The organism is Clostridium sp. MCC328 (assembly GCF_018785465.1).
Lineage (GTDB): Bacteria > Bacillota > Clostridia > Lachnospirales > Lachnospiraceae > Pilosibacter > Pilosibacter fragilis.
Window position 1 is genome coordinate 1 of record NZ_WQPW01000122.1, and the last position, 12,867, is coordinate 12,867.

Sequence of the window (12,867 nt, forward strand, 5' to 3'; positions counted from 1 at the left end):
TATTGAAAGCGCCGTATACCGAACGGTACGTACGGTGCTGTGAGAGGACGGCGGTTAGCCACCGCCTCCTACTCGATTTTTTCCGAAAGCGGTTACTGTTCATGCTTTACGCAAACAGTAACCGAAAGCGACCAGCGTCATTCTTTATTTTAAATTGCTCCCTTGCATTATAATTACCAAGATGTTAAAATATATCCCATAACAATCGAAGAGGCATCCGGTGCTGCTGCCGCTGTGAAAAAGTTCATGAGAACAGGCGGACAGCAGGTAAAAGGGAAACAGGTGGAAGACCTGTACGATCTCGTCACTGTGAGCAGGGAATACAAGACCATGCGCGAATGCGCGGTCACTGAGGAAGAAGGACAGTTGGATAAACTGTCGCGAAAGCTTTGGGAAGGCGGTCTTGTGTGATGATCTGTGAGTCAGGAAACCTGCCGGACTGTTGGTACAGGAAGAAAATTTCCAGATCACGAGGCATTGATCGTACCGTTTATATGTCGGCTGATTCCAGCGGACATCTTTTTCTGATGCATAAGCATTTCGGTATTTGAAAAATTCTCAGATGGAACATCTCCACACCAACTCCGAAGTTATAAATAAAATACAGCTATCCATCAGCCCTGTACAATTACCGGGTCGGTTACAGATAAGGATAGGCCGAGAGGCAAAACAGCTCAATATTTATACTACATGGAGGAGAACATGAAAAAGAAACATGTAAGCCTGTTCTTAGCGGCAGCAATGGCGGCATCCGTAATCTCCGGATGCGGAAACAGCGTGAACAACAGCGCGGCAGAGACAGAAAAGACAGAGACAACTGCAGCGGCAGCGACAAGCGCAGCGGAGGAAACAACAGCAGCCGAGGCAGCGGAAGACACAGAGAAAAACGAGACAGACGAAGTCGTCATCGCGACTCCGCGTGACGCTGTACAGGGAAGCGGAGACGCTTACTACTGTTGGGAAGGCGCTTATGTATGGGAAGCTCTCACAGCGAACAACGGCGGCGTGATCGATCCGTGGCTCGCAAAATCCTGGGAGCATAACGATGACTGTACTGAGTGGACATTCAACCTGCGGGATGACGCGTATTTTACAGACGGTGTCCAGTTTGATGCTGATGTATGCTTAAAGAATATCGAGCGTTGGGGTCATGGAATTACCTCCACATATACGACACTCAGTATCGAGAAATCTCTCCCGAACCTCGATAAGATGGAAAAAGTCGATGATTTCACCGTAAAATTCACCTTCACACAGCCGATCACAACGCTTGAGTATGTCCTTTCCGACTATGGCAGCCCGATGTACAGCCCGAACTGCTTCGACGAGGAGACGGGCGTGATCTCCGACTACGCGATCGGTACAGGCCCGTACAAGATCGTTGACCATGTAGAGTCCGAGTATGTGACACTTGAGAGAAACGACAATTACTACGGCGAGAACGGCAAGGTAAAGACCTTCAAGATCCGCTGCATCCCGGATGCAGAGACACGTGTATCTGCATTAAAATCCGGTGAAGTTATGGGACTTGCGGATAACGGCGCGATCACCATGGACGCTGCGAAGAACCTCTGCGACACAGACTCTAGCTTCGAGATGGACAGCACTCCGAGCCATATGACCGAGTATATCATGTTCAACGATAAAAATGAGTACCTTGCGGACAAGCGGATGAGAGAGGCTTTCAACCTCGCAACAGACCGCAACAGCATCTGCAGCGTGATCTATGGCGGACTTTTACAGCCGGCATACTCTTTCTTGAGCACCCAGTCTACATTCCATCTGGATATTCAGGGAACTTATGACATGGAGCAGGCAAAAGCCCTCGCAAAAGAGGTTCTCGGCGACAAAACTGTGGACATGACCATGATCATCCGTTCCAGCACTGCATCTGACTACAACTGCAAGGCGGTTGCAGAGTATTTAAAGCAGGTTTACGCTGAACTCGGCGTCAACATCAACATCGAGATCGTAGATTCCTCCCTCTATAAAGAGAGACAGCAGGAAGGCACCTACGACATGACACTCACCGTATTCGGAATCAACAATGCAGATCCGACTTCCACATTTAAGCAGTACTTCGCAAGCGAAGGAAACAGCAACAAGACATTAAATTACAACTATTATAATGAGAAGATCGATGAGCTCGTTGCAAAAGCTCCGACGATCGCTGACGTGGAAGAGCGCAGTAAGATCTACGATGAGATCCAGCAGGAACTTTTCGATGACAGCGCATGCGTTCCGATCTGCTACCAGATCAACGTTAACATCCATAACAAAGCGATCACACACTACGCAGGAAAGACCTTCGGTGTCGGCCTTCCGACTATTTCCTGGGTGAAATAATATCTGAGAGCGATCCGGCGGGTCAGATATCCGCCGGTCAGGCAGATAAGACATGAATTTGGCAGGACTGTCTGAAAAAGGCAGTTCTGCTGTTTTTGAAAGGAACACATATGGCACTTTTAAAGTACATTCTGAAAAAAATGCTGATGCTCTTGCCGGTACTCGTCGGGATCAGTATCATTGCCTTTGCGCTTGGGATCATGTCGCCGGGGGATCCGGTGGACCAGGTGCTGAATCCAAATGGAAATGAATCCTACACGCAGGCGGAGTATGATGCCATGGCGGCAAAAATGGGCCTGGACCAGCCGGCGGTAGTCCAGTATTTCAACTGGGTCGACGGTCTGGTGCACGGCGACCTGGGCCGCTCATTTTTCACGAATAAAAGTGTCATGGACCAGCTCGCGAAGCGGATCCCGATCTCGTTAAAGCTGGCCGGTTTCAGCATGATCTTAACGATCGTCTTCGGCGTGGGATCTGGTGTCCTGATGGCGGTGAAAAAAGACCGGCTGCTGGACCATGTTCTGGGGACATTTTCCACAGTGGCCCTGTCCGTCCCCGGCTTCTGGATCGCCATTGTCCTGATCTTTATCTTTGCCGAACAGTGGAAGATCCTGCCCAGCAGCGGAATCTCTGACGGCTCCGGATTTATTCTCCCGGCAATCACGCTGGCACTCCCGAGTATCGGAGTCTGCGCGAGACTGACACGGAGCGCGATCCTTGATGAGATCGGACGCCAGTATATGACCGTGGCTGACGCGAAAGGCATGAGCCGCCGCCGCGCGGTGATCCGCCACGCCTTCGGAAACGCCCTGATCCCGATCATCACCTACCTGGGAAATCATATGGCGGGCATTATTGGCAGCGCGTCCATCGTGGAGACGATCTTCGCGATCCCCGGAATCGGAAGCTACGCTATCGCGGGCGTGCAGTCGAAAGACTACTATGTGGTGCAGGCCTACGTTCTGTTCTCCGGATGCATCTATGTGCTGACAAATATCCTGATCGATCTGATCTACATCGCGCTGGATCCAAAGATCCGTGCGGGAGAGGCGGTGGAATCATGAGAAAATTAAAAGCCCCCCGTCTGACCGTGAAGGCGAAGACCGGTCTTGTGCTCTTATTTATCATTCTTCTCACCAGCGTCCTGGCACCGGTTCTCGCGCCTTATGATCCGTTGGTATCGAACCTGTCAGAGGCGCTTCAGAAACCGTCGGCTGCGCACCTTTTAGGCACCGATAATATCGGCAGGGATACCCTGAGCCGTGTTCTCTACGGCGGAAGACAGTCCATTCTTCTCGCACTGGCTGCGACGGTGCTCTCCATGCTGCTCGGCTTTGCTCTTGGACTCTTCGCGGGATATTTCGGCGGCTGGATCGACGGAGTCATCACGACGATCTCCAGCATCTTCCAGGGACTTCCGGGCCTGACACTTATGATCGCTGTGGCAGGTCTCCTAGGACAGGGCGTAAAGAGCATGCTGATCGCCATCGTGATCAACTCCTGGGTAGGTTTTTCCAGGATCGCCCGTGGCGAGGTCATGAAATTAAAGCAGGAGAGCTTTATCAAGGGACTTAAGACCATCGGAGCCAGTGATCTCAGGATCCTGTTTCTCCACATTTCGCCCAATATCCTTGGAACCTTATGTGTGCTCTTTGCCACAAGAATTGCCGGAAACGTGATCTCCGTGGCATCCATGAGCTATCTGGGTCTGGGACTCCAGCCGCCGACACCGGACTGGGGCGTTATGATCAACGACGCGAGGCAGTATTTCCGCCAGGAACCGCTGCTCGTCGTCGCGCCGGGGCTCTGCATTTTACTGCTTTCCCTGAGCATCAACCTTCTCGCGGATGAGCTGCGTGACCGGCTGGATGTGAGGAAAGATGTCATGAAGAACATGTAGTGTCAGGGAAATGATCCGCTGTAAGCCCGCCTGAGAAATTTAACGCTTAACGTTGTTGAAGGAAGCTTGGATCACGAAAATTTATGAGCAGCGTGAGCGTGCAAAGTACAGGGGCTGATAGCAGATACAGAGCACAGAAAATGGGGAAGATTAAATGGAAGATAGAAAAGAATGGAAAACAGGAGAAAAAAGCGACATTGAGATCCGGAATCTCTCCGTCTCCTTCCAGGACGGCGGCGAGACGGTACATGCCATGGAGGGCGTCAACGCGTACTTCCCGGCGGGCAGTGTCACCGGACTCATCGGGGAGAGCGGCAGCGGAAAATCACTTCTCGGCATGTCCATTTTAGGACTTCTCTCCGGTCAGGCGAAGGTGGAAGGAACCTGCATGTATAAGGGCATGGATCTGTACCGGCTGCCGGAAAAGGAGATGCAGGAGATCCGCGGAAAAGAGATCGCCCTGATCCCACAGAATCCCACGGAGTCGTTAAACCCGATCCGAAGAATCGGAAAACAGCTCACGGAGTGCATGACTGTCCATGGAAACAAGGATAAAGAACTCGCAAATTCCCGGCGGGATGAGTTCCTGCGCCGGTTTGGATTCGCTGACCCGGACCGGATCAGCCGCGCCTACTCCTTTCAGCTCAGCGGCGGCATGAACCAGCGTGTGATTTCCGCCATGGGACTCATGAACCGGCCGAAGTGGGCCATCGCCGATGAGCCGACAAAAGGTCTGGACGCCATCTTAAGACGGCAGGTCTACCAGGTACTGAAGGAGATCTCCGAGACGGACACCGAAGGAATGATCGTGATCACCCACGATATCGCCCTGGCGGGCGTGCTCTGCGACCGGCTGATGGTGCTCTATAAAGGAAGTATTATGGAGGTCGGGGACACGAGGACGATCCTGGAACATCCGGCTCACCCGTACACGAAAGGACTGGTCGCGTCGCTTCCGGCGAAAGGGATGAACCCCATCGGGCGCGCGGTGAGAAAGAACGAAGGAAACTCCGGCTGCAGTTTTTATCCGCGATGTCCGTATGCGGCGGACGCCTGCAAAAACGGGCCGGTCCCGGAGGCGGAGCTTCCGGATGGACGGAAAGTGAGGTGTGTCCTGTATGCTTAAGGTCAGCCATATCTGCAAGACATTTACGGGCGGAATCATCAGGAAGACCCGTGTGGATGCGGTAAAAGATGTGTCCTTTACGATTTGCAACGGGGAGACATTCGGAATTGTCGGGAATTCCGGCTGTGGAAAGTCCACGATCGCCAACATGCTGCTCTCCCTGATCAAGCCGGATTCCGGCACCATCGAGATCGACGGGACGATCCAGATCATCTTCCAGCACCCGGAAACATCCTTAGATCCGGCCAAAAAGATCGGTTACAGTTTGGAAGAGCCGATGATCATCCATAAAATGTATGATAAAGCCGGAAGAAAGAAACGCGTAAAAGAACTTTTGGACCGGGTAGACCTCGGGGAAGAACTTCTGGACCGCTATCCGCACCAGATCAGCGGAGGCGAGGCACAGCGCATCATGATCGCCAGGGCGCTCTCTTTGGATCCAAAGATCCTGATCTTAGACGAGCCAACGAGTATGCTCGACGTCTCCGTACAGGCACAGGTCATGACACTCCTAAAAGAACTTCAGGAAAAACTGGGTCTCAGCTACCTGTTTATCTCCCACGATCTCGATGTGGTCCGTTGGTTCTGCGATGAGATCGCGGTCATGGAAGAAGGAAAATTCGTGGAGACTGGACGGACGGAGGATGTGATCGGGCATCCGAAGGCGGAATTTACGAAGAAGCTGGTGGAAAATTTTATATTAGAGTAGAAGCTGCGGTGCGGGAAAAAGTTCCTGCACCGTTTTTGTATGACGAGACAAAGCAGAAGATCGTGAAAAGTCTGCCTGTGACATGAAAATATGTTGGGGCACATTATCTTTTTACAGATTGACATTTAATACGTTAAAGTGGTACGATTTCGACATATAGATCTATAATCCACGCAGTTGGAACAGGCGATGACCTGTTTGCAGAAAATAATAGACCTGGAGGAGAAAACTATGCTGAAATTTGACACGCTTAAAAACGATTATCCATCGCGAAGAAGTGTGATCTACGGACGAAAAGGTATGGTCTGCACGAGCCAGCCGCTGGCGGCACAGGCGGGGCTTGATATCATAAAACAGGGAGGAAATGCCATTGACGCGGCGATCGCCACAGCGGCCTGTATGACCGTGCTGGAGCCGACCTCCAACGGGATCGGAAGCGATGCCTTTGCCCTGGTCTGGACGAAAGGGGAGCTTCACGGCCTCAATGCCAGTGGAAGAGCGCCCATGGCGATCACGGCAGAGAAGGTAAAAAAGCAGGGATACACCGCGATGCCGAAGCGTGGCTGGATTCCGGTGATGGTCCCAGGCGCTCCTTCGGCCTGGGCAGAGCTCTCGGAAAAGTTTGGAAGACTGACGCTTGAGAAGGTGATGGAGCCGGCAGTTACATACGCGAGAGAGGGATATCCGGTGAGTCCGGTGATCTCAAAGCTTTGGAGCAATGCATACAAGGAATTTTCCGGGACACTCAAGGACGAGTGCTTTAAGCCCTGGTTCGACACGTTCGCCCGGGACGGACATGCCCCACAGCCGGGAGAGATTTGGAAATCGGAAGCTCATGCGAAGACGTTAGAAAAGATCGCGAAAACTCACGCAAAGGCGTTCTATCAGGGAGAACTTGGGGATCAGATCGACGCATATTCGAGAAAGACCGGCGGTTATCTCCGAAAATCGGACTTGGAGAACTACTGGTGTGAGTGGGTAAAGCCGATCCATGTAAATTACCGGGGATATGATATCTGCGAGATCCCGCCGAACGGGGACGGAATCATCGCGCTGATGGCGTTAAATATCCTGAAGGGATATTCCTTCACGGACCGAAGCTGTGTGGACACGGTGCACAAGCAGCTGGAGGCGATGAAGCTGGCATTCGCGGACGGCAACCGGTATGTGGCGGATCCGGAGTATATGCGCGCGCCGGTGGAGACGCTTCTGTCGGATGAATACGCGGCAGAGCGGAGATCCCTGATCGGGGAAATGGCGCAAGATCCGGAGCCAGGCGATCCGTTCCGCGGCGGAACGATCTATCTCTGCACGGCGGATGGGGAAGGAAACATGGTCTCCTACATCCAGAGCAACTATATGGGATTTGGCTCCGGCATCGTGATCCCGGGGACAGGAATCGCGCTGCAGAACCGCGGGGCAAATTTTACCCTGGACGAGGACATGGAAAACTGCCTGGGACCGGGAAAGAAGTCCCTTCACACGATCATTCCGGGATTTCTGATGAAGGATGGAAAAGCTGTGGGGCCGTTCGGCGTCATGGGTGGTTTCATGCAGCCCCAGGGACATGTGCAGGTAATCATGAACACGCTGGATTTCATGATGAATCCGCAAGAGACTTTAGATGCGCCCAGATGGCAGTGGGTCGGCGGAAAGAAGATCCAGGTGGAGAAAACATTTCCGGCGGAGATCGTGGAAGAACTGAAGCGCCGCGGACATGAGATGGAAGTTCTGGAGAGTTCCCTGACCTTTGGCCGTGGACAGATCATCTGGCGGGATGAGAACGGCGTGCTCTGTGGGGCGACGGAGCCGCGGGCGGACGGTGCGGTGGCGGTGTGGTAATACAGCATCTCTGCCAAGAAAGAGCGAGTGGGAAAACACAGTAAAAAGCAGTTTCCTTTTTAAAGTGATTGTGGTAAACTCGAAATTAAGCAGATAAAGAACTGTTAGGAAAAGATACATTGAAATAGCATGAAAGAATATGGCTGTCAGAAATGGCAAAATGTAAGCCATTCTGGATATGAAACGGGAAGACAGTTCAGCAACGAAAACGAATTCGCAGGAGGAAGCGCAATGAATTTCAATGAAGCAGCGTTAAAGCTCCATGAGGAACATCATGGAAAGATCGAAGTTGTCAGCAAGGTTCCGGTAAAGACGAGAGATGACTTAAGCACAGCCTATACACCAGGCGTTGCGGAGCCGTGCAGAAAGATCCATGATAATAAGAAAGACGTTTACAAATACACCGCAAAGGGCAATCTGGTAGCGGTTGTCTCCGACGGAACCGCAGTTTTAGGCCTCGGAAACATCGGACCGGAAGCCGCTATGCCGGTTATGGAAGGAAAGGCAGTCCTCTTTAAAGAGTTCGGCGGCGTTGACGCGTTCCCGATCTGCCTTGATACGACTGATACAGAAGAGATCATCAAAGCAGTAAAATACATCGCTCCGTGCTTCGGCGGAATCAACCTGGAAGACATTGCTTCCCCGAAGTGCTTCGAGGTAGAGGCGCGCCTGGAGAAAGAGCTCGATATCCCGGTATTCCACGATGACCAGCACGGTACCGCTGTTGTCGTTACGGCAGCCCTCTTAAATGCGTTAAAAGTTGTCGGAAAGAAGATCGATGAGATCCATGTCGTATTAAACGGACCGGGATCTGCCGGAACCGCGATCATCAAGATGCTGCTTGCGACAGGCGTAAAGAACATCATCGCATGTGATGAGAACGGAATCCTCTACAAAGACCGTGGAGTCGGCATTAAAGAGCACAAGAAGATGCTCTGCGATATCACAAACCTTGAGGATAAGCGCGGAACACTGGCTGATGCCCTCGTCGGTGCGGACGTATTTATCGGTGTGTCCGTAGCAGGCGCACTGAAACCGGAAATGATCAAAACAATGGCGAAGGATCCGATCGTATTCGCAATGGCAAACCCGAACCCGGAGATCATGTACGATGAGGCGATGGCAGCAGGTGTAAAGGTTATGGGAACCGGCCGCTCCGATTTCCCGAACCAGATCAACAACGTCCTCGCGTTCCCGGGAATCTTCCGCGGCGCGTTAGACTGCGGCGCAAGAGACATCAACTATGATATGAAAGTAGCTGCAGCCCAGGCCATCGCAGAACTCGTAACACCGGATAAACTCTCCGCAGAGTACATTATCCCAGGTGCCCTCGAAGAAGGCGTTGCGGAGCATGTCGCAAAGCGTGTGGCTGAGGCGGCTGTGAAGTCCGGAGCGATCCGTAAGTAATAAAAAATATCAAATACTAAATTTCATAGAATAATCATGAAGAATACTCCTTCCGCATATACATAAGTGCAGAAGGAGTGTTTTTGATTATGGCAGATTATCGCAGACTGATTTCTTATATTTACGAGTACGAAGGAAAACAAAAAGGAAAAAATGTGGGATTCGCGAAGCTGGAGGCGCGGAACGGGCAGTGCAGGATCAATGTGAACGTGAAGCGGATCTATATGGGTGGAAACGCCATCGGCGCGTACCTTTTAGGGACAGGCGGTCGTGAGACATTTCTCGGGAACGTGTTCGTGCGGGGCGGAAACGGGGAATTCCGTGCGAATGTGGACACGAAGAACGTGGAAGGAACCGGAACAGGTCTTGATACATATTTCGGACTCTCGGTCCATGACGTGAAAAATTCCTGGCGGTGCTATAAGACGATCTGGGAGGACGCGCTGGCAGCAGAAGAGGGAAATACCGGGGAGAATCCAGTTCTTTCTGTGCCGAAATTTACTGCGGAGATGTTGCCGGAAGCAGAAAAAGAGATGACACCGCAGGCAGTCTCAAAAGTAGTAAAAGAGATCGAGGCCGAGATCGCCAAAGAGGAGGAACGCCGGGAACAGGAGGAAAAGACTGCGCATGCGGCGGAGCTGCGGGATGAAGCGCAGGAGACGGAAGAAGCTTCATCGGCACAGGGTGAGACAACGGTGCAGGATGATGCAGAAAAGGATGAGAAGCCGAAGCAGGAAGAGAATAGTGAAGAGCATGGGATGGTATACCTGTCGGAGGAAACCGAAGAGATCGACCAGGCAGAGGAAAAGACAGATCGGGCAGAAATAACAGAACAACCAGAAGAATCGCGTCAGGATCCGATGCGGTCGATGAAGAATGCAACGCAAAATCCTGTGGGTGGGCAGCCGGTAATGTCCAAGTCTGCTTCATCAGCGGAGACTCAAACTCAGATAACTGCCCCTGCATCGGCTGCACCATGTCCCTCCCGGCCGCAAAACAGCCAGACAGCGCGGACAAATGCCGCCCCAGCCCCCATGGTCTCCCCGGAACTCGAAAATCCGGAAGTCCTGCGCTATTTACAGGAGACTGAGGACCTGGCAGCGGATCCGGAAAAACTCTGGGAAGAACTAAAAAAATCATACCCGAAGATCCAGCCATTCGAGTATGAGGACGGCTGTGATATCTTAACGATCCGCCCCCAGGACATCGGAAAACTTCCGCGGGAGTGCTGGATCCACGGAAACAACAGCTTTCTTCTCCACGGTTACTACAATTTCCGCTACCTGATCCTCGTAAAACTCGGCGGAAACAAAAAGAAAGCCCGATACCTCTTAGGGGTTCCGGGCCACTATTACAGCAGTGAAAAATATATGGCAACGATGTTCGGCTTCCCGAATTTCGTCCTCTCCAGACGCCAGCCCGTGGGAGACGGACGGTTTGGGTACTGGTATACAGACCTTAGAATACGCTGACGATCAGGGAAACGACGGTCTTTATGACTCCGGCCAGCACCATCACCCAGATCGGGTTCATTTTAAACTTCTGAAGCAGGACAACGCAGACAGCGAAGATCGCCACAAGAAGCCAGTTTGTGTTCGCAAGAGCGACCGCTGCCTGACTGCCCCAGAACGCGGTGATGAGGATCGAGATCCCGGCAGAGGCGATCAAAGCGACGACCGCGGGACGCAGGGAGTTTAAGATCCCCTGTAAAAGTGCCAGATTTCTGTATTTTAAGTATAGTCTGGCGATACAGGTCACGATGATGCAGGACGGCAGGATGCATCCGAAGGTGGCCGAGAGAGCGCCTCCGGTTCCCGCAATCTTTGTTCCGACAAAGGTTGCGGAATTGATGGCAATGGGGCCCGGTGTCATCTGGGAGATCGTGATCAGATCCGTGAATTCCTCCATCGAAAGCCAGTGATGGGCAGTCACGACCTGTCCCTGGATCAGCGGCATTGCCGCATACCCGCCGCCGAAGCTGAACATGCCGATCTGCAGAAAACTCAAGAAAAGCTGTAGATAGATCATTTTTTTGCTCTCCTTTCCGCCGCAAGTGTCCGCAGCGCGCCGATCAGCCCGCAGGCGATGACAACGAAGACGACGTTGACATGAAAAACGCAGGAAGCAAGAAAAGCGCCAGCCATGATGCACATGGAGACGGCATTCTTCCCGTGGACGATCCCCGCCCCCATCTCATATGTCACAGAGGCGATCACAGCCCCAACACCGGCTTGCATGCCGGAAAGCATCTGACTGACGATAAAGTTGTCACGGAACACGTTGTAGCAGACCGAGATCAGGGAGATAATGAGAAACGGAGGGATGATCGTGCCGATGATCGCCGTGACCACGCCGGTCATCCCGGCCAGTTTATAACCGACCACGATCGCCCCGTTGACGGCGATTGGCCCCGGAGCTGACTGCGCGATCGCAACGAGGTCCAGCATCTCGTTCTCCTCGATCCAGTGGTATTCATCTACAAATTTTTTCTTCATCAAGGTCACGATCACATATCCCCCGCCGAACGTAAAAGCGCTGAGATACAGGGTCGAGACGAAAAGCTTCATAAGAATTTTCTTTCTATTTTCCATAATCCTTCCTTTTGGGCTCATTATATCATAATTTCCGGATCGAACGGCCGACACGGCTTTCGGAGATTTGCGAATAAATTTCGTTAGCTCTATTATCTGCCTTTCCCTGAACCACGTCAAGAAGATTCTAGCCGATCATGGCATCGCCGACATCGCCCCAGCGATTTTCTCTTGCCAGAACTCAAAAATACGGTAAAATAAGAGGCAGAAGCATTTGAAAGAAATTTGGAGAAACGTATGAGAAAAATGACGATAGAAGAACACTATATGAAAGAGGCGGTCCGTCAGGCAAAAAAAGCGGCTGCGCTTAAGGAAGTGCCCATCGGCTGCGTGATCGTCTATGACGGAAGGATCATCGCAAGAGGATATAACCGCCGGACGGTAGATAAAAACGTACTGGCCCACGCGGAGATCATCGCGATGCGGAAGGCCTGCCGCATTCTCGGCGATTGGAGACTAGAGGGCTGTACGATGTACGTGACCTTGGAGCCATGTCCGATGTGCGCCGGAGCCATCGTTCAGGCGAGAATTCCGAAGGTGGTGATCGGCTGCATGAACCCAAAAGCCGGTTGTGCCGGATCCGTGCTCGACATGCTCCACGAGGACGGATTCAACCACCAGGTGGAGACAGAAGTGGGGCTGCTGGGAGATGAATGCTCGCAGATGCTGAAGGATTTCTTTAAAGCGCTGCGGGAAGAAGGAAAGCGGAAGAAGCTGGAACAGGTGCAGAAAGAAGCAAATAAAGAAGAAGCTGAAGACAAGCAGGGTCTTAATTCTTAAATAATATTTGGAGTGCTTGCGTTTATCAAAACCATGACAGCCCACAACAGCAAATTCATATAACAATGAAATTACGGAAGAAAAATAAAATAAGCCTGAATTATTCACGGAGCAGTATCTGAACTGGTAACTGTACCATGAATCCCAAAATTGACCCATGTAGCCT

Annotated in this window: 11 protein-coding genes and 1 riboswitch; of the genes, 9 read left to right on the top strand and 2 right to left on the bottom strand. The window is 51.9% G+C overall.

Features of this window, described 5'->3' with window-relative positions; genetic code table 11:
* Nucleotides 1–201: 201 nt before the first annotated feature.
* A riboswitch (cobalamin riboswitch) is annotated at nt 202–454 on the top strand.
* A gap of 248 nt (nt 455–702) precedes the next feature.
* The 8 genes from GPK83_RS15215 to GPK83_RS15250 all read left to right on the top strand — a co-directional run bounded on the left by GPK83_RS15215 (nt 703) and on the right by GPK83_RS15250 (nt 10,802).
* Complete coding sequence (locus tag GPK83_RS15215; protein ID WP_215705169.1) at nt 703–2,346, top strand: ABC transporter substrate-binding protein; 1,644 nt, start codon at nt 703–705, stop codon at nt 2,344–2,346.
* A 110-nt stretch (nt 2,347–2,456) separates the two neighbouring features.
* Nucleotides 2,457–3,410: an ABC transporter permease gene (locus GPK83_RS15220; RefSeq protein ID WP_215705170.1), complete on the top strand. Its 954-nt coding sequence runs from the start codon at nt 2,457–2,459 to the stop codon at nt 3,408–3,410.
* Nucleotides 3,407–4,246 carry an ABC transporter permease gene (locus tag GPK83_RS15225; protein WP_120041191.1) on the top strand — a complete coding sequence of 280 codons (840 nt, stop codon included), beginning with the start codon at nt 3,407–3,409 and terminating at the stop codon, nt 4,244–4,246. Before GPK83_RS15220 ends, GPK83_RS15225 begins: the two co-directional genes overlap by 4 nt.
* Before the next feature lie 154 nt (nt 4,247–4,400).
* Nucleotides 4,401–5,372: an ABC transporter ATP-binding protein gene (locus GPK83_RS15230; RefSeq protein WP_117512931.1), complete on the top strand. Its 972-nt coding sequence runs from the start codon at nt 4,401–4,403 to the stop codon at nt 5,370–5,372.
* Complete coding sequence (locus GPK83_RS15235; protein ID WP_215705171.1) at nt 5,365–6,081, top strand: ATP-binding cassette domain-containing protein; 717 nt, start codon at nt 5,365–5,367, stop codon at nt 6,079–6,081. Before GPK83_RS15230 ends, GPK83_RS15235 begins: the two co-directional genes overlap by 8 nt.
* Nucleotides 6,082–6,312: 231 nt before the next feature.
* Complete coding sequence (locus GPK83_RS15240) at nt 6,313–7,923, top strand: gamma-glutamyltransferase family protein (RefSeq protein WP_345941833.1); 1,611 nt, start codon at nt 6,313–6,315, stop codon at nt 7,921–7,923.
* 231 nt (nt 7,924–8,154) lie between these two features.
* Entirely contained in the window at nt 8,155–9,330 is a 1,176-nt protein-coding gene (locus GPK83_RS15245) for a malic enzyme-like NAD(P)-binding protein (RefSeq protein WP_215705172.1), read from the top strand.
* Nucleotides 9,331–9,419: 89 nt separating this feature from the next.
* The gene (locus GPK83_RS15250; RefSeq protein WP_015554019.1) at nt 9,420–10,802 is read left to right on the top strand and encodes a DUF6128 domain-containing protein; all 1,383 of its coding nucleotides are present in this window, start codon (nt 9,420–9,422) and stop codon (nt 10,800–10,802) included.
* On the opposite strand, the gene GPK83_RS15255 is transcribed toward GPK83_RS15250, so the two are convergent.
* The gene (locus tag GPK83_RS15255; RefSeq protein WP_117512928.1) at nt 10,789–11,358 is read right to left on the bottom strand and encodes a chromate transporter; all 570 of its coding nucleotides are present in this window, start codon (nt 11,356–11,358) and stop codon (nt 10,789–10,791) included. The two genes, GPK83_RS15250 and GPK83_RS15255, sit on opposite strands and share 14 nt — an antisense overlap.
* A complete protein-coding gene (locus tag GPK83_RS15260) occupies nt 11,355–11,921 on the bottom strand; it encodes a chromate transporter (protein WP_021903971.1) in 567 nt (188 codons plus the stop codon). Before GPK83_RS15260 ends, GPK83_RS15255 begins: the two co-directional genes overlap by 4 nt.
* Nucleotides 11,922–12,167: 246 nt before the next feature.
* Here GPK83_RS15260 and tadA point away from each other — a divergent pair, with 246 nt between their 5' ends.
* Nucleotides 12,168–12,701, top strand: a complete 534-nt coding sequence (gene tadA / locus GPK83_RS15265; protein ID WP_215705174.1) for a tRNA adenosine(34) deaminase TadA — start codon at nt 12,168–12,170, stop codon at nt 12,699–12,701.
* The last annotated feature ends 166 nt before the right edge of the window (nt 12,702–12,867 follow it).